Source organism: Vibrio sp. C8 (assembly GCF_054051265.1).
In genome coordinates this window covers 126848-144849 of sequence record NZ_JBPAOE010000011.1, presented here as the reverse complement: position 1 = coordinate 144849, position 18002 = coordinate 126848, and the positions used below count along the sequence as shown (strand labels likewise).

General features: G+C 41.5%; 14 protein-coding genes and 2 tRNA genes. 8 read left to right on the top strand and 8 right to left on the bottom strand.

Annotation, left to right across the window (positions count from 1 at the left end):
* The first annotated feature begins 39 nt into the window (after positions 1 to 39).
* Positions 40 to 897: an ion transporter gene (locus ACRQQK_RS06705; RefSeq protein WP_457510542.1), complete on the top strand. Its 858-nt coding sequence runs from the start codon at positions 40 to 42 to the stop codon at positions 895 to 897.
* A 74-nt stretch (positions 898 to 971) separates the two neighbouring features.
* Here the strand turns inward: ACRQQK_RS06705 and ACRQQK_RS06700 are convergent, their stop codons facing one another.
* From ACRQQK_RS06700 to yejK, 4 genes are all read right to left on the bottom strand, one after another.
* On the bottom strand, positions 972 to 2498 hold the full coding sequence (locus ACRQQK_RS06700; RefSeq protein WP_457510541.1) for a diguanylate cyclase domain-containing protein: 1527 nt from the start codon (positions 2496 to 2498) through the stop codon (positions 972 to 974).
* Between the two features lie 286 nt (positions 2499 to 2784).
* Complete coding sequence (asd, locus tag ACRQQK_RS06695; protein ID WP_457510540.1) at positions 2785 to 3897, bottom strand: aspartate-semialdehyde dehydrogenase; 1113 nt, start codon at positions 3895 to 3897, stop codon at positions 2785 to 2787.
* A 548-nt stretch (positions 3898 to 4445) separates the two neighbouring features.
* The gene (locus ACRQQK_RS06690) at positions 4446 to 5702 is read right to left on the bottom strand and encodes an Hpt domain-containing protein (protein WP_457510539.1); all 1257 of its coding nucleotides are present in this window, start codon (positions 5700 to 5702) and stop codon (positions 4446 to 4448) included.
* A 150-nt stretch (positions 5703 to 5852) separates the two neighbouring features.
* Positions 5853 to 6854 (bottom strand): nucleoid-associated protein YejK, encoded by a 1002-nt coding sequence (gene yejK / locus ACRQQK_RS06685; protein WP_457510538.1) that lies wholly within the window; start codon positions 6852 to 6854, stop codon positions 5853 to 5855.
* A gap of 84 nt (positions 6855 to 6938) precedes the next feature.
* On the opposite strand from yejK, the gene ACRQQK_RS06680 reads away from it, so the two are divergent.
* From ACRQQK_RS06680 to ACRQQK_RS06665, 4 genes are all read left to right on the top strand, one after another.
* Positions 6939 to 7154, top strand: a complete 216-nt coding sequence (locus tag ACRQQK_RS06680) for a YejL family protein (RefSeq protein ID WP_042483648.1) — start codon at positions 6939 to 6941, stop codon at positions 7152 to 7154.
* Between the two features lie 34 nt (positions 7155 to 7188).
* Positions 7189 to 8991 (top strand): DUF3413 domain-containing protein, encoded by a 1803-nt coding sequence (locus tag ACRQQK_RS06675; RefSeq protein WP_457510537.1) that lies wholly within the window; start codon positions 7189 to 7191, stop codon positions 8989 to 8991.
* A 63-nt stretch (positions 8992 to 9054) separates the two neighbouring features.
* A tRNA-Pro gene (locus ACRQQK_RS06670) sits at positions 9055 to 9131 on the top strand.
* 259 nt (positions 9132 to 9390) lie between these two features.
* Positions 9391 to 9481: transfer RNA gene (locus ACRQQK_RS06665), tRNA-Ser, on the top strand.
* Between the two features lie 173 nt (positions 9482 to 9654).
* On the opposite strand, the gene ACRQQK_RS06660 is transcribed toward ACRQQK_RS06665, so the two are convergent.
* Positions 9655 to 11295 carry a response regulator gene (locus ACRQQK_RS06660; protein ID WP_457510536.1) on the bottom strand — a complete coding sequence of 547 codons (1641 nt, stop codon included), beginning with the start codon at positions 11293 to 11295 and terminating at the stop codon, positions 9655 to 9657.
* 468 nt (positions 11296 to 11763) lie between these two features.
* On the opposite strand from ACRQQK_RS06660, the gene ACRQQK_RS06655 reads away from it, so the two are divergent.
* The gene (locus ACRQQK_RS06655; protein ID WP_457510535.1) at positions 11764 to 12957 is read left to right on the top strand and encodes an amino acid aminotransferase; all 1194 of its coding nucleotides are present in this window, start codon (positions 11764 to 11766) and stop codon (positions 12955 to 12957) included.
* Between the two features lie 61 nt (positions 12958 to 13018).
* Here the strand turns inward: ACRQQK_RS06655 and ACRQQK_RS06650 are convergent, their stop codons facing one another.
* The 3 genes from ACRQQK_RS06650 to ACRQQK_RS06640 all read right to left on the bottom strand — a co-directional run bounded on the left by ACRQQK_RS06650 (position 13019) and on the right by ACRQQK_RS06640 (position 16383).
* A complete protein-coding gene (locus tag ACRQQK_RS06650; RefSeq protein ID WP_457510534.1) occupies positions 13019 to 13939 on the bottom strand; it encodes a histone deacetylase family protein in 921 nt (306 codons plus the stop codon).
* A 70-nt stretch (positions 13940 to 14009) separates the two neighbouring features.
* A complete protein-coding gene (locus ACRQQK_RS06645; RefSeq protein ID WP_457510533.1) occupies positions 14010 to 15959 on the bottom strand; it encodes a DNA topoisomerase III in 1950 nt (649 codons plus the stop codon).
* Positions 15960 to 16047: 88 nt separating this feature from the next.
* On the bottom strand, positions 16048 to 16383 hold the full coding sequence (locus ACRQQK_RS06640; protein ID WP_167413375.1) for a Grx4 family monothiol glutaredoxin: 336 nt from the start codon (positions 16381 to 16383) through the stop codon (positions 16048 to 16050).
* Between the two features lie 360 nt (positions 16384 to 16743).
* On the opposite strand from ACRQQK_RS06640, the gene sodB reads away from it, so the two are divergent.
* Both sodB and ACRQQK_RS06630 read left to right on the top strand, forming a co-directional pair.
* Entirely contained in the window at positions 16744 to 17328 is a 585-nt protein-coding gene (gene sodB / locus ACRQQK_RS06635; protein WP_042483784.1) for a superoxide dismutase [Fe], read from the top strand.
* A 141-nt stretch (positions 17329 to 17469) separates the two neighbouring features.
* The gene (locus tag ACRQQK_RS06630) at positions 17470 to 17973 is read left to right on the top strand and encodes a VC2046/SO_2500 family protein (RefSeq protein WP_042483787.1); all 504 of its coding nucleotides are present in this window, start codon (positions 17470 to 17472) and stop codon (positions 17971 to 17973) included.
* Positions 17974 to 18002: the final 29 nt, after the last annotated feature.

The following is an 18002-nucleotide window of genomic DNA, read 5'->3' as shown; positions in this document are numbered from 1 at the left end:
CTATGATAGAGCGATAAAAAAACGTTAGGTCGCTCTATCATGTCTTTCTCAAATGAAAATTTAAAACATCAGCTCTATGTCATCATCTTTGGTACTCATACCAAAGCGGGTAAAATTTTCGACATTGCACTAATCATCGCTATTTTCACCTCTTTGATCGTATTGGTCCTAAGTTCCATCCCAAGTTTTGATGCAAAATGGCGTGAAGAGTTCAAGCTGATTGAATACGGATTCACTGCCCTATTCACCATTGAGTACATAACGCGACTCTACTGCTCACCAAAACCCAGTGCATACGCAAAAAGCTTTTATGGTGTAATCGATCTTGTCGCGATATTGCCGACATATCTCGTTATCTTGTTCCCTTCGGCATCATTAGTTGGTGTTGTGCGAGCTCTAAGAGTTATGCGTATATTCCGTATACTCAAACTGGTTCGTTACCTACAGGATTCAAACCTGTTGTTGAGATCATTGTTAGGTGCCAGAAGGAAAATCATTATTTTCTTCAGTACAGTAGCGATACTGGTCACTATCTTGGGTTCCTTTATTTATATCATTGAAGGACCAGAAAACGGTTTTACCAGTATTCCGCAAAGTATCTATTGGGCAATTGTAACAATTACTACTGTAGGTTATGGCGACGTTGTACCACAGACAACACTAGGTAAAGGCTTAGCAGCACTAACCATGTTATTGGGTTATTCAATACTTGCTGTACCGACGGGCATTATTACTGCGGAGCTACATCAAGAAATGAGTGCACACAGAGCATTAGTGAAATGTCCTAATTGCTCTTTGTCGGGACATGAGTCAGATGCCTTGTTTTGTAAGCATTGTGGAAGTGAATTGGCAGATCCTGATAAACGAGTAGTACCAGTTAATACAACTAAAACATAGCGGATATTAGACTTGTAATAAATCGAAACATCGTCGACCAGTAGGGGAATGAGATAAACCATCTCCACTTTTGTTTATGCGGCAGCGGATTGCTCCTCAAAGATTTCATATCCCCCTTCAGGATAATTACGCTTAGCCAAATACATCATCTGATCAGCGTGTTGAATCAAAGCCTCAGTATTAAGCCCATTGGCTGGGTAGAATGCGACGCCGATGCTCGGTGGAACGACAACATTAGCATTCTGTGCGTCTTCTAAAATGTGAGGTTCGCACAAAACATTCACAAATTTATTCGCGATAACAGAAGCATCTGCGAAACATTTCAGACCTTTTATGATGACTGCAAATTCATCACCACCAAGACGGTAAACATTGTCTGAGCTACGAAGAACTTTTTTCAACCTCTGTCCAACATTCTTAATGACCAGATCTCCAGCAGCATGCCCATACTTATCATTGACGCACTTGAATTTGTTTAAATCCATGTAAAACAGCCCATACTGATGTTCACCCTCTTGCATCATATCAAGTTGATGATGGAACGAGCGTCGGTTGGGGATCTCCGCAAGTTGATCCGTGTTTGCGTATTGGTAAAGCTGGCTATTGAGCTCTTTTTGCAAAGTAATATCTTGATAGGTGCCCGCAACAGTAAGTGGTGTTTGAGTGCTATATGTCCTTTTGATGACTTTTCCCCTCACCAGAATCCAAACCCAGTGACCGAGCCTGTGTCTTACCCTTATTTCGGTCTGAAAAAATGTCACTTCACCTGCCAATTTAGCTCGCATATTTTCTTGCGCATCAGCCCAGTCTTCAGAATGACAAAGGGGCTGAAGGCTTCTTCTTTTGATTGGGAAATCCGCCCAGCGTTGGTAGCCAACCATAGCGTAGGCATAATCATTCAAAGCTAATTGGTCACTTTGAATATCCCACTCCCAGGTTCCAATGTTCGCAGCCCAAATAACATCTGAGAGACGTTTCTTCTCGTTTTCGAGCTGGGCTTTTGTATTTCTCTGTTTTATCAATAGCCGACTTAACCCAGCCAATGCAAAAGCCAAAAAAGTCGATAAGACTGCAAAGGTAATTAATTGATGCTGATGGGTAGATGTTAGTTGTTCTGATTGCTCTTTAACCATATCGTCGAGTCGATGTTGAAAGTGCCAGAGGCCTTCTTGAGCCGCACGGTATTCAGAAATATCTCGGACAATTGAATAAAGAACAGGTCTACCATGATAGAAAATAGGTATAGACGACACTTCAACGGTTTTTAAATTTCCGTTTTTTAACTGGTGCTTGAAAATGAAGTAGTTTCTTTTCTCTTTTCGAGCCAGCTGCATTTCAGCTCGAGTCGCCTCTTTGCTTAGGGTGTTAATCTCTTGAATCTTCATAGATTCCAATTCTGAAATTGAGTAGCCGTAAAACTCCGAAGCAGAAGCGTTAGCTTTGACAATGTTCCCTGTTTTGGGATGAATTAGCAACATCACCATTTGGTGCTCTTCAAATGCTTTAACCCCATCTAGAGCATAGACATCGAAAGAACCTAGAAATGTAACCAGGACAATGATAACGAAATTTTTAACGCGAAGTATAAGTGACATAAACATAACGACAGCCATCAGCAAGGTACATTTCAAAATCATTCAGTGCACACATGGTACATATTCAGCAAAATGATCTTTTTGTATTATTTAGCACTTCTATTTATGGCTGTTAATGCTAGCAATCATAGAGACAATAAAAATAGGCGCATGCATTTTGCTATGTAGGATATATCTCTCACTGCGTGAGTATTCTCCTCTGCAAATAGTGGAAGATTAATCAGACTCCACTTTGGTTAATTTCACACACAAAAAAAGCGCCCTGAGGCGCTTTTGATATTTGAACATTGTATTATTTTTCAGAAAGGATAATACGCAGTGTACGACGTAGCGGCTCTGCAGCACCCCATAACAGTTGATCACCAACTGTGAATGCATTCAGGAAGTCATCGCCCATTGCCATCTTACGTAGACGCCCAACCGGAACAGACATAGTGCCAGTAACTTTCGCTGGTGACAGTTCTTTAGCAGTAATGTCACGTTCGTTAGGGATCACTTTTACCCACTCGTTGTGAGAAGCAATGATCTCTTCAATCTCATCCATAGGCACACTTTGTTTTAGCTTGATAGTCAGTGCCTGAGAGTGGCAGCGCATTGCACCAATTCGAACACAAGTGCCGTCGATCAATACTGGAGAGTCTTGAGTGCCAAGAATTTTGTTCGCTTCAACACCCGCTTTCCACTCTTCTTTGCTTTGACCATTATCACGCTTCACGTCAATCCAAGGAATCAAAGAGCCAGCAAGTGGGACACCAAACTGATCGGTTGGAAAAGATGAAGAACGCATGGTTTCCGCAACTTTCTTATCGATATCAAGAATAGAGCTAGATGGGTTAGCAAGCTCAGAGCTCACTGAATCATTAATCACACCCATTTGAGAAATAAGTTCACGCATGTTCTGTGCGCCTGCACCAGAAGCCGCTTGGTATGTCATCGCGCTGGTCCATTCAACCAGACCTTTTTCAAATAGACCACCAAGACCCATTAGCATCAAACTAACAGTACAGTTACCACCAACAAAGGTGTTAGTACCCGCGTGGATACCTTGTTGAATTTGCTTCAAGTTTACAGGGTCTAGCGTGATGATCGAGTCTGATGCCATACGTAAAGTTGAAGCAGCATCGATCCAGTAACCTTTCCAACCTGCTTGACGCAATGCTGGGTATACCTTTTCGGTGTAGCTACCACCTTGACAAGTAATGATAGCGTCAAGCTGTTTAAGGCTATCAATATCAAAAGCATCCTGAAGCATGCCAGCGTCTTTACCTAAGTTTGGCGCAGGGATACCAATTTGTGAGGTACTGAAGAATACTGGTTCAATTAGATTAAAATCACCTTCTTCAACCATACGTTGCATGAGTACCGAACCAACCATACCACGCCAACCTACTAAACCTACTCTCATCGCACTAATTCTCCGTGTGTTCTTGAAAAAACAATTGACCATCTATAAGTGGTTCAGACAAAAATCTCAAGCGTTTCTTATAAAAATGATTATTTTGTTGCTTTATGATAAGGAAAACGAGGCAATTCGCTTCCCTAAACAACTAAATCTTATAAGTATAATAACTTAACACAACTAAGCGGCTTTAAAAGGCATATTAGTAACAAAATGTTCGCCATATTCCGGATAATCGACGATAAAACTTTGAATAAGAACGATAAATAACCACTAAAAAATCAGCTAACATTTCTTTGAAAGATGAAAACATCAAAAAAATAACCTTTAATAACAACACATTAAACAAAAATAAATATTATCACCTCAAAAATACTTTTCATATTGGTAGATCATTCAACAAATTAATCAGGAATTAACTAAAGTTGAGTTGAATATTTCATCTAAAAACAGATATCTCTAACACTACTCTACAAAAACAACATAAAAACGACTCACAATAAGTTAACTCGAACGTTGCAAACCAAAAAACAACATTTAATAAGAATTAACAGCTAAAAAGAGGCTTGCTCCAACCAAAACTGAGCGCTTTTAACCGTTTCATCTAAAGATTTTGCCAAATTCTGAATTTCTTCATCCGTAGGCATTTTCTCTTGTTTCAATTTCGCTTCAATATCTATTGCTATAATTCTTAACTCATTCGCACCAATAGTACTCGCTACGCCTTTTAGACTGTGTGCTGTTCTCATTGCTGCACCTAAATCAGAAGAGATTTGCATCTGGAGTTTTTCACAATCTTCATAATGGTCTTCAATAAATACACGCAGCAGCATTTTCACAGATTCTTTATCATCATTAAGCGAACTTAACATTTGCGGTATATCTATCTTGGACTCAAAAGGTTTATCAGCAACTGGCAAATGCTGTCCATCGGCCAAAACTTCTTTTTTCCCTTTATTTTTCTCGTTACTTTTTTCAATAAAGGATTCATTCTCGTCACTGTTGAGTGACTCAACGACTCGTCTGCATTGCCTTTGGTAAAAAATCGCAACAATAAACAGGCTTGCAATGAGCAAACCACTTAGAACCAACAACAACACATTAATAAAGCCGAATAGCTTAAAATATTTATTCTCAAGGGTGTGTAACTCTTGATATATCTCGTGTTGTAGCAACCTATTTACTAGGTTTCCGCTTTCCGCATACTGACTTAATAGTTTGGAAACCTTTGAGAGAGTAAGTTGTAAATGCTGTCGATCATCTGGAGACATCGATTGTGACGCAACCATGGTTTGATCTAAAGATCGATAAATTTCAGGACTTTGCTCACCTTCGGTAAATAACGCTTCAAAAAGATAAGCTCCTAACTCTACATAGTAACGTCTTATTTCAGGCTGATGATCATACTCTGAGCGCAACGATTTAAGCTGCTCAACCATGTTAAGAATGTCTAAATCCGAGCTCAAGAATAGTTGGCTTTTTTCGATGAATTTATCAATAACATAAACTAAGTGCGTCACATCGGGTTGAAATACAGAGTGTTCATAATCTGCTTCTAACTGCACTCGTAACGAATAAATTAATTGGACATTGAGAGACATGTCATTAGTGTGAATAACACGATAGGGAGATCTAAAATGCAATGAGTTATGAAATGACATGATGTGATTGCCTAATTCGACAACATCGTCACTCATTTTGGCCGTTTGCCTGTATTGGACAAATATGACCGACACACAGAGCAACCAAATAACCCCGATGATGGCCATTGCTTTATAAACAAATTTACTTTGATGATGCTCTAAAACCATTCCTTGTCCCAGCATTCAATATTGATTAAATACAATCATATACCTTCCGCATTCATCTTGCGTAGATTGGTTCTCAAAACTGGTGAGTTAATGCGAAATAAAAAGAGAGCTCATATGGCTCTCTTCCTAGATAACACTATCTGACCATGACTAGCTCTTACGCGTTAGCTGATCTCGCAAGTTCGGTGGTGTACCTTTGATGGTCAGAGTGTCGGTTTCTGGATCGTAGAAAACACGCTCACCCATTAATAAGCTGTCAAAACTGATATTCAAACCACCACCAGCACCGACATACTTGGTCAGTTTTCTCATCGTTGAACGATCGCCAGGGAAACTGTCTTCTAGTTCATAACCATGCTCACGCGTATAGTCCATAAAGTTGGTGCCATCCTGAGCTGGAGGTAACTCACCTGACAACTCTTTCACCTGAACTTCTTCACCCGCTTTTATTTGATCGTTGCAGTAATCGTAAACTTGTTTTTTGTAGCTAATCGCTTCACTTTTTTCCAGCTTTGAATCACTACAAAAATCTTCAACTGCTTGCATCAGAACTTTGTTTTGCACTTTCGCATCAAGACCAACTTCCGCTTGAAGGAAGTCCAAAAAGAAATCTGAAACTTTACGTCCGACACGACCTTTAATATAGGTAAGGTATCGATTCGACTCCTTATCCGTTTCAAAGCTCGACAAATCCACACGTGCAACAATGTCCATTTTATTGATATCGAGATAATCCGTTGCACTTATATCTAGCCCTTCTGTCACCTTTAAACTTTGATTCAAAGGAAGTATGCCAATCAAAAGATATTCGGTCGCTAATGACTGATATTCAGCCATCACCAAGATACCTTCATCGGCAAACGGATATTTCGACAGTTCGTCTTTGAGACGTTGCGCACTGATTTGAGAAAAATCGTAAAACGAACGCTGACTTTGACGCATTTCTTGCAACCAGTTTTGAAAATCACTGTCAGACTTGAAAGAGCCAAAGCCTTTACCCGCTTTCGCATTAAAAACGCGATGTAACTCGGATACTAGGTTTTCTGTTGATGTATCATTATCAAGAGATTGAGCACGGAAGTTAACCGTTAGCTCGTCGTTATTATTTTTGCTTAGTTGATGCAAAATGACATTGGAAAGGTGCAGACTCATAGTGAAATAATCATCGTTCTGGTTTCAGTTGTAAGGCATAGTAGGTTATCATAAGCCGTTTTTACTATCATCATTAGAGTGTTTATGCCTATTACATCGAAATACAGCGACGAAAAAGTTGAAACTATCCTGACCGAAATCGCTGCCGTTCTTGATAAACATAATGCGTCTCCTGAACTTTCCCTGATGATTGCGGGAAATGTCGCGACCAACGTTTTGAATCAAAATGTTGCTGCATCGCAACGTAAAGCTATCGCGGAAAAGTTTTCTCAAGCATTGATGTCTTCGTTAGCAGACTGAATTTAAATATAAAAACGGATAAATAGAAAAGTACATGGTAGATAGCGGAAACACATACGGCGAACGCGTATCACGTCTAGTAGGTTGGGGGCATTGGTTTGCCTTCTTTAACATCATTGCAGCAATGCTGATTGGTACCAGATACATCGCACAATCGCCGTGGCCAGAAACTTTCTTAGGACAGCTCTATCTTGCGCTTTCTTGGGTGGGGCATTTTGGCTTTTTAGTATTTGCTATCTATCTGTTAACGCTTTTCCCGTTAACGTTTTTGATCCCCTCAAGATCACTATTCCGTTTTATGTCCGTCTGTTTCGCAACATTCGGACTCACTGTACTGCTGATTGATACCCAAGCTTACCAAACCATCAACTTGCACTTAACGCCAGTGGTTTGGGAGTTGTTATTCAGTGATGAAAGCAGCGCGGTAAGAACAGACCTTCAGCATTTATTCGTTGTGCTTCCGCTTGTTTTCCTACTGCAACTTGGTTTATCTGAGTGGGTATGGCGTAAACAGCGTAAACTCAGCCACAAACGTGTCGGCCGCCCTCTTGCCGCGGTATTCTTCGTCAGCTTTATCGCAAGCCATCTGATTTATGTGTGGTCTGACGCTTATTTCTATAGCCCTGTTACAAGCCAAAAATCGAATTTCCCGTTGTCATACCCTATGACTGCGAAATCGTTTATGGAGAAACACGGTTTATTGGATCGAGATGAATATCTCAAGCGACTAGAAGAAACTCAAAATACCGTTGATTTGGTTAACTACCCGATTGAAGAAATCAAGTTTGGTCGTCGAGCCAACAACCTTAATATTCTGTTGGTCAGCGTAAATAACCTGCGCGCTGACGTATTAACACCAGAGCTGATGCCTAATACCTATCAGTTTGCTTCTGAGAATCTCAACTTCACCAATCATTACAGTTCAAGTAACGATACGTTTGGTTTATTTGGTCTTTTCTACGGTTTGCCTAGCAGCTATGCGAGCAGCATTGAAGCTCAAGGCGCAGCACCAATTATGCTGGATGTCCTTGAATCGCAAAAATACCAGTTTGGCCTCTTTAGCGGCGATAACTTTGAAGATCCTCTCTATCAGGAAACTATCTTCCGCAAGTTACCAATGTCTAAAGCGCCGTTTGATCCAGAAACAAGCAACGATGAACAAACTATTGCTCGCTGGTCTACTTGGGTTGAGCAGAAGAAACAGCCTTGGTTTAGCTACTTAGAACTTTCTACCGTTGATAACTTCGATCAATACGACAGCGCAGCATCAAACGGTTCAACCAGTGACAGATTGCGTGCTGGCTACAACCATTCCGTCACTTTAGCGGATAACGAACTTCATTTACTCTTCACTAAACTCTCTGAGTTAGAGCTATTAGACAACACGGTTGTGGTTATTACCTCTAACCATGGAACAGAGTTTAATGAGACGAAAACAAACAGTTGGGGCTCAAATAGCAACTACAGCCGTTTCCAACTGCAAGTACCTATGATTGTCCATTGGCCTGGAAGAGTTTCTGGTGTCTATAATCACCGCTCAAGCCACTTAGATTTCTCTGTCACAATCATGCAGGATCTATTGGGAGTATCTTCAAACCCAAGTGATTTCAGCAGTGGTCGAAACATGTTTAACGAAGCGAAGAGAAAGTGGATTCTTGCTGGTGATTCACGTGAACTCGCCCTTATTACTGATGAACAAACAACAGTGATAGATAAGTTTGGCAACTTCAAACTTTACGATGATAACTATCAACGCTTAAAAGAAGCGAACCCGACTCTACCTGTATTAATGCAAGGGTTCACTGAACTGCAACGTTTTTACGCGAAAGATAATTAAATCAGCGGGTTAAAAATACTTTCGTATTGACGACCAGAAAAAAACTGATTAGATTACGCGAATCGGACTGTAGCGCAGCTTGGTAGCGCACCGTCATGGGGTGTCGGGGGTCGGAGGTTCAAATCCTCTCAGTCCGACCATACACCTAAAGCCCGTAGCTGAATAAGCTACGGGCTTTTTCATTGACGCTAATAAACTTTATCGCGTAAAAGTTAAAGCCAATTCCCTCGCTATGATTTTCTCTTCATTTTCACAATAAATGTTCAACTTATTCATAACATTCAAACTGTTAAAAATACCGAGAATAAAAAAAATCGCTAAAACGTTCATTATTAGAGCAAACAGTTAATTAAGGGCTTTACAAGATTCCAAGAGGTCGTTAATATGCGCTTCAACAACGGAGAGATGGCTGAGTGGTTGAAAGCACCGGTCTTGAAAACCGGCGTACGTTAATAGCGTACCTAGGGTTCAAATCCCTATCTCTCCGCCACATTCTAGAAAAAAGCCTCTGATTTCAGAGGCTTTTTTCTTTTCTAATCAAATAAATTCTTCTCTTGCTGGTGCCTTTCAACTTCACTACTCAACAGAATCTATCGTTGCCCTCCTAAACAAATAACAGCAATAGAGAACTTCTCAGGATGGAAATTGAACCAATACGTAGCTCTAATTCGCGAGAACTAAAGAGATATTTTTCTTTGCGGCTTCGTATTGAATTAGGCAATTCGCTTCAACTAGTTCTTCTTCCGTAGATAATTTAACGATAACCTCATGGCACTCTTTTATCTTGTCAAAAATCTTATAGTTGCCGTCATACTCGAAAGAGCATTGCGCGATGAACTTAACGATAGCCATACATAACTTTTTAGAGTTAGGTGACAGCTCGTGCAAACGAAAATAAAGGTCAATATACTGCGTCATTGCCTCTGAATCCCCTGGCATTATTACAGCGTCAGAAATTTGCTTGCGTAGCGCCTCTATCTCTTCAATCACATCCTGCAATCTCGATTCAAAGCTCAACAGCATATGAGTTTGGCTTCGCAAAATACTTGGATGTTGGTTTTCATCCATCGCAATGCGGCACTGTGGCAATATCTGCTTAACCTCATTAAAGTACGAGCACTGTTCGAGCAAATACCCAAGATGGTAAATGTCGTAGAAATGCATACTTTTGATGTGTTGAATTACGGGCTTAAGTTCACTGATCGCTAATTTTAGATCCCCTCGAATCAACGCGATGTGTGAAATGATCAAACGATGCACATGTTCAAGACTAGGCCGTTTTCTCACTTCATCAATCAATGGATTTAGTGACTGTAACTGACGTTCAAAAAGACTCTGATTCTTTATGCCTTTCGATTTATACAAATAGCAACGCACTAAGTTGAGTTGGGTATAAACACTACCTCTAAAGGTGTTTTTATTTTTTTCGTAGTAACGTGTCATGTAAGTTACCGCATCACCATAGTTTTCGTTAGCCAATGATAGGTTTGCGATCACTAACTCACGCTCAGCGCCAGAATCTAACAACATGGCTGACTGCTTAAGGTGCATGATGGCTTGCGGAAGCTCGTTGTTCAGCACGGCAATACTCGACATTTCATCGTGATAATAAGGGTTTTCATCCTTACTTTTGACCGTTTCGAGAATCTCTTTCGCTCGATTTACATCGTCAGTTTCAATGAAGGTGTTAGCCAATGCCGTCTTTATCCAATCAAAGTTGTCTTCGTTGAGCATTTGTTCATATTCGGTCCGTGCACTGTGATACTCCTTGCAGCGAACCAAAGCATTAGCCTTGTATTTGCGGATTAATTTGGTGTACTCAGGACGAGTTTCCAAACATTCTTTACATGCTTCGATAACGCCGTAGTAATCATGCTTAATCAATTGTTCATAAATAGGTAGCAGTGCCAGCTTACGTTTAATCGCATTGGTTAAACGGTCTATAAAGAACTGATTTTTGAACGGTTTTAATAAATAGTCATCCGGTTCGGCATCAATAATTGAACGCACAACACGTAAGTCATTCTCTCCAGTAAGGAACATAAAAGCCGTATGGGAAGGAAGTAGTTTTAAGTGGTTAAGCTCTTCTAACAACTGGAATCCATTGATAAAACTCTGAAAATTGTAATCACAGATAATCAGATCAAACTGGTTCTGCCTGCACTTCGCGATCACATCCAACGGTTTATAGGCACAGTGAATCTGCTCGCAGCCAAGCTTTTTGAGCAAAGATGTAATAGTACTTGTCACCAACCTTGAATCATCAGAAACCAATATGGTGTAATTTTTGAAGCTTAAAGACATTTGAAACCCCTCCGTCGCTTCATAGTATCAGACGGAGTCTATGCGTAAGATAAGGTCTTGCAAAACAAGAAAATACCTACATCTATTGAATTAATTCTCCTTCCATAACTTCCCAAATACTGACCAAAAAACAGCCAGACCATTTCTATAACTTCTTTCAACGTCATAGAGTATAGAATTGAGATGTGGTTGGCGTTGATAAGTGAAAGCAACTTCAACTTCAACCTCAACTTAAAATTGAGCATCGATTTACTAGTATTCGTTAATCATATTCTCTCTGTATTTCGCTTGTTTCACGTCGGTTTTTGATGGCTGTCAATGTAACAATTATGTTAGTGTCGCTATCCGTGTTCTGACACCTAAAAAACCTTTGTCCATTGAATCTGGACCGGTAAACAACTTAATAAAATTGAATTCAACCATTGCTCAGATCGTTATCAAGTAACAAATATATTAAGGAGAATTTCTGTGCTTAACCATGTAACCGCTTATGCTGGAGATCCTATTCTGTCCCTTATGGAACAGTTTATGGCTGATGACAGATCTGAAAAAGTGAACCTAAGTATTGGTCTTTACTATGATGAAAACGGCAAAATCCCTACACTAGATTCTGTCGCTCAATCTCAAACACAGCTAGTTCAAGCTGAAAGCCAACCTTGTATTTACCTTCCAATGGATGGCCTATTGCAATACCGCTCAGCAGTACAACAATTAGTATTTGGTGAAAAACACCCTGCCCTTGAAGCGAATCGTATTGCGACAATTCAATCTTTAGGCGGCTCAGGTGCACTAATGATTGGGGCTGATTTCCTACACCATTATTTCCCCCACTCCAAAGTTTGGGTTAGCAATCCAACTTGGGAAAACCACCACGCAATTTTTGCTGGTGCTGGCTTCGAAGTGAACACTTACCCTTACTTTAGCCCCGAAACCAAAATGCTTGATTTCGGTGGCATGCTTTCTACTATCGACTCTCTGCCAGAACAAAGCATTGTCCTGCTACACCCATGTTGCCATAACCCAACAGGTGTGGATTTAACGAATACTCAATGGGATCAAGTGATTGAGGTTGTTAAGAAAAACAAACTGATTCCTTTCTTCGATATGGCTTATCAAGGCTACGGCGAAGGTATCGGTGAAGATGCTTACGTTATCCGTAAAATTGCATTGGAAACAGACGTCGTCAGTTTTGTCAGTAACTCCTTCTCTAAAACCTTCTCACTTTACGGTGAGCGTGTAGGTGGCCTATCAGTGGTTTGTGGTAATGAAGAAGAGGCGTCTCGTGTTCTAGGTCAACTAAAAGCCACTGTACGTCGTAACTACTCAAGCCCGGCAAAACATGGGGCTGTAGTAGTATCGAATGTATTGAATACCGAAGTACTTAAAAACTTGTGGTTTGGTGAAGTGGAAGGTATGCGCACTCGTATTGAGACCATGCGTAAAACTCTACACGACCAACTAGCAGTGCTACGTCCAGAATCAGACTTCAGCTTCCTGATTAAACAAAAAGGCATGTTCAGCTACACTGGTTTTAGCCAACATCAGGTAGAAACACTACGCAACGAACACGCGATATATCTAATCAACAGCGGTCGTATGTGTCTTGCTGGACTGAACGAGCATAACGTTGAACGAGTCGCTAAGGCGTTTGCTGCTTTATAAAAATGAGCGTTAATCATATTGGGAAGCCACTGTCTTGCAGTGGCTTTTTTCTTTCTGGAAGCTATAAAGCGATTGTCAATGCAGCCTCAAACAACTGCATATGAATGGGTACTAAGGTTTGATGTTCATTTCGATAGCCACCACCAACAACGCAGGCTATTGGTATCTGTTTGTTTTGAGTCAGCTGCATCATAAAGCAGTCTCGATGGTAAATGGCTTGCGTTGATATGTTGAAATAACCGAGTTCATCATCACGATGAATATCAATTCCTGCATCATAGATAATCAGATCAGGCTGATAAAGATTCACCGCCATTTCGACCACCGACTTAAAATGACTGAGAAATTCTTCATCCCCAGTTTCTCTGGGAAGAGCGACATCTAGGTTCGATTCAGGCTTACGAGCTGGGAAATTTTTATCGCAATGAAATGAGAGCGTGATGATGTCATCTCGTTCTGCACAGAGTGTTGCGGTTCCATCACCATGATGCACATCACTATCGACGATCAACACTTTATCAATTTCAAAGTGGTCAATTGTGTGTTGAGCAGCCAGTACCAAGTCATTAAAAAGGCAGAAGCCACTGCCAAACTCTTTGTGTGCATGATGATAACCGCCGCTTAAGTGCAAAGCTCGGCCGTATTTCAAAGCCAGTTCAGCCGTCAAACAGGTTCCACCCGCAGAGGTCAGTGTCCTTTCAATAAGCGACTCACTCCACGGAAATCCAATACGGCGCATTTTGGCTGCTGGAAGAGAGCCAGAGCAAAGATCGTCAACATACTGCGCATCATGGACTTGCTTTACTTCGCTTAACGTAAGAGGTTTCGGCTCCATGAACTGAAATTTTGTTTGCCATTCTTGATTGTGACGTTGCTTCTCAACCACGGCTTCATATAACAAACGGTATTTATTGATGGGATAACGATGCCCTTCAGGTAAAGGCAGTTGAGAATAAATAGAGTGATAAACCAGTGGGATCATGTCTGCTACTTGATTACTCCAGATACGAGCATGTTAACAAGCCAGTTTTAAGAATGAAATGAGACACGCATTAGGATGCAGCATTCGGTTTTGTTCTTCCTTTCGCATAACTACGCTTTTTACGCTTAAAGGCAGGTCGTTCTACTGCTGGCAGCGACCTTAATGATTCGGGTACAGGCCCAGTTTTCACTTGTGCCATCAGCTGTTCAATCCGTTGTTGAAGAGCCTGCATAAACGGTTGATAAGCTTGTCCTCGTTCAGCCATCGCTTGTAGTTGGTGCTCCCAGTGAGCTGTCATATCAGGATAAGTAGACTCACTAGGCAATGCATGAATTAAGCCTCTTCCTGCGGGTGTACTACGAATGATTTTGCCATCTCGCTTTAATAACTGACGCTTAAAAAGCGTATCTAATATCCCAGCCCGTGTAGCTTCCGTTCCTAAACCATCAGTTTCTCGCAGAATCTTTTTCAGTTCTTTATCTTCAACAAAGCGGGCAATGCCTGTCATTGCTTGTAACAAGGTGGCTTCAGTAAAGTATTTTGGTGGCTCTGTTTTTCTATCCTTAATTTCACCTTCTCTGCAAATCAGTTCAGTACCAACGGCTAACGGTGGCACGGTATCAACGCCATCGTCTTGTTCGTCTGACTTACCCGTCAGTGCTTTCCAACCTGCAGACACCAGCTGACGACCAGACGCAATGAAAGTACCGCCTGCGATATCAAACACCAATTTTGCCTCAGCATAGACCGCATGCGGATAGAACTGCATCAGATATTGACGAGCAATCAGTTGGTATACTTTCATTTCGTAGCTGGAGAGCGCATTAACTGAGGCTTGCTTAGGTGTCGGGATGATTGCGTGGTGAGCATCCACCTTGGTGTCATTCCACGCTTTGGATTTTAGAGATAGATTTGCGCCAGATACCGCCGAAACCAGCTCCTTGGCATTATTGGCGATAGCATCGACCACAGAAGAAGCCTGAAGCAAATGCTCTTTTGGAAGATAGCGACAATCTGAACGCGGGTAAGTAATCAACTTATGTTTCTCATACAAACTCTGACAGGTATCAAGTACCTGCTGCGCACTCATGCTATAGAGTTTGGCTGCATCTATTTGTAAAGCAGAAAGCGAGTAAGGTAATGGCGCAGACTGCTTAGTTTGATTCTGCTCAGACTCCATCACTTTGGCAGGTTGACCGGCAATACGTTGGGCAACGTTTTCCACCAGCTTACGATTAAGCACTCTACCCTCTTCATCTTGCCAAGGCTTACACGCTTCACTCGGCTTCCAACGAGCTCGGATATCAAATGCTCCGTTACCGTCTTGATAGGGAATTAAGGCGTGTAGGGTAAAATAATCCCGTGGAATGAAGTTCTCAATCTCTTCGTCACGACGAACCACCAGACCCAAAATAGGTGTTTGCACACGACCAACCGACAACACGCCCTGATAGCCAGCTTTTTGTCCTAACAAGGTGTAGGCTCGTGACATGTTCATGCCATAAAGCCAATCAGCGCGAGAACGTGCTAATGCAGAAACAGATAGCGGGATGAATTCGCGATTGCTGCGCATATTGGAAAGCGCGCGCTTTACCGCTGGCAAATTGAGGTCACTAATGAGAAGGCGTTGAATCGAAGCTTTTTTGTTGCTGGCAACTTTGCAGTAATCAATGACTTCATCCACCAGCAATTGCCCTTCTCTATCCGGGTCTCCCGCGTGAATGATTTCATTGTGTTCTTTAATCAGTTTACGTACGACAGTCAGTTGTTTGCTGGCGGTTTTTCTAGGCCTTAATTGCCACTGCTCAGGAACAATCGGCAGGTCAGCCAGGTTCCATTTCTTATAACGTTCGTCATAAGCATCTGGCTCTACTTGCTCAAGCAAGTGCCCGATACACCATGTCACCACATCACCATTTGCACATCGAATAAAACCCTGATCTTTTTTATGAGGTTTAGGCAATGCATCCGCAATTGCTCGACCTAGACTGGGTTTCTCTGCGATGAATAATCGGCTCATGGTTTCGTTATAGGTAGCTGAAAAAAATAAGGCCACATTATCGAATGTGGCCTTAATAAATCAAGAAAAACTGTAAATTTAAACAGTATTACTCTTCGTTGCTTGCAGAACGTGCTGCTGCTTCTTTAATTAGAGGCTGAAGTTCACCTTTTTGGAACATTTCCAAAATGATGTCACAACCACCAATCAATTCACCTTCAATCCAAAGTTGTGGGAATGTCGGCCATTGAGCGTACACAGGTAGTTCAGCACGAATATCTGGATTTTGTAGGATGTCTACATAGGCAAATTTTTCACCACAAGCCATTAGTGCTTGCGCAGCTTGAGAAGAGAAACCACAGCTTGGCAGCTTAGGTGAGCCTTTCATGTAAAGAAGGATCGCGTTTTCTTCAATTTGCTGTTTGATCTTGTCGATGGTTTCCATTGCTTCCTCTTAATGGGGTCGTCTTTGATGCCCACATTCTAAATCATTAAATGAGAATAAAAAGCACATTATCAGTATGGACTTTAAACTTCATCTGCTCCATATCATTCGAAACTATTAAAAGCTTAGCCTACTATTTTGGTGGACTAAGCTTAACCAACTCTCACGGATACCCATTTGCGTTTAAAACGCCTTAGTACTTGTTGTTCTGATATAAAACACTTTTATTATGAATTGGGGTTTTAATAAAGTAAAAAGTTGCTAAAATAGCTAGCAGTCAGTCGTACCGACGAAAACAAAAAACGACATTGGAAGCAATCGAGAGAGTTCTCTCTCTTCACCTATATGGAGAATCGAGCAATGGCATTTGAACTACCAGCTCTTCCTTACGCAAAAGACGCACTAGAACCACATATCTCTGCAGAAACTCTTGAGTACCACTACGGTAAGCACCACAACACTTACGTTGTTAAGCTTAACGGCCTAGTACCAGGAACTGAATTCGAAGGCAAAACTCTAGAAGAGATCATCAAAACTTCTACTGGCGGCGTTTTCAACAACGCAGCACAAGTTTGGAACCACACTTTCTACTGGCACTGTCTAGCGCCAAACGCAGGTGGCGAGCCAACAGGTGCAGTTGCTGAAGCAATCAATGCAGCATTCGGTTCTTTCGAAGAATTCAAAGCAAAATTCACTGATTCAGCAATCAACAACTTCGGTTCTTCTTGGACTTGGTTAGTGAAAAAAGCTGACGGTTCTCTAGCTATCGTTAACACTTCTAACGCAGCGACTCCAATCACAGAAGAAGGCGTAACTCCACTTCTAACTGTTGACCTATGGGAACACGCGTACTACATCGATTACCGTAACCTACGTCCAGACTACATGAATGGTTTCTGGGCTCTAGTTAACTGGGAATTCGTAGCTGCTAACCTAGCTAAATAATTTCTAGTCGCTGCTCAAGCGATTAAAAAACAAACGATGCTAAGCCTGCAGATTTGCAGGCTTTTTTTTATTTTTTAGTGAGGTTTATATCTAAAGATTTTGCGTCCGTTGCCGTTATAAGTGCATCAAGCGGAGAGCAAAATGCAAGTACATACTTTAGATAAAGCGGGAATCATCAATGAACTGAACATAGGTTCAGGGATTTGTCACGCCGTCCATCAAGGACGACGAGCCGACTTTTCTTTACTTGTCGCTCTGTTTTCGAATGATGTTCGTGACAACACGCCTGTTGAGCATATAGAGCAGCCTCAGACCACTGACGAACTCTTGCGCGAACGTTTCGAACTGGCTACACCGCAGCCGCTAAGGAACGATCAAAGTTCTTATGCGATATCGGCGAAGCAAGCAGAACACTTCCATCATGGAGGGCTCGCGAGCGCCAAACTCTGTCATTACCTCACCCCTGAAGTACTGACTTATCTGCCTGAGGATACGCAAGATCTGCCGGAAGATGTTTATCTCAACCTTTCCGGACATGAAAGGCGTCATCTAGCGGTAAAATCACCGCCAAAGACATTGCCATTTGATTTGTACAATAAGCTGACAACCGCTTATCGCCATGATCAGTTGAGAGCACAGACCTAGATCGCTATATGCGCTGATTTAGTGCGAAC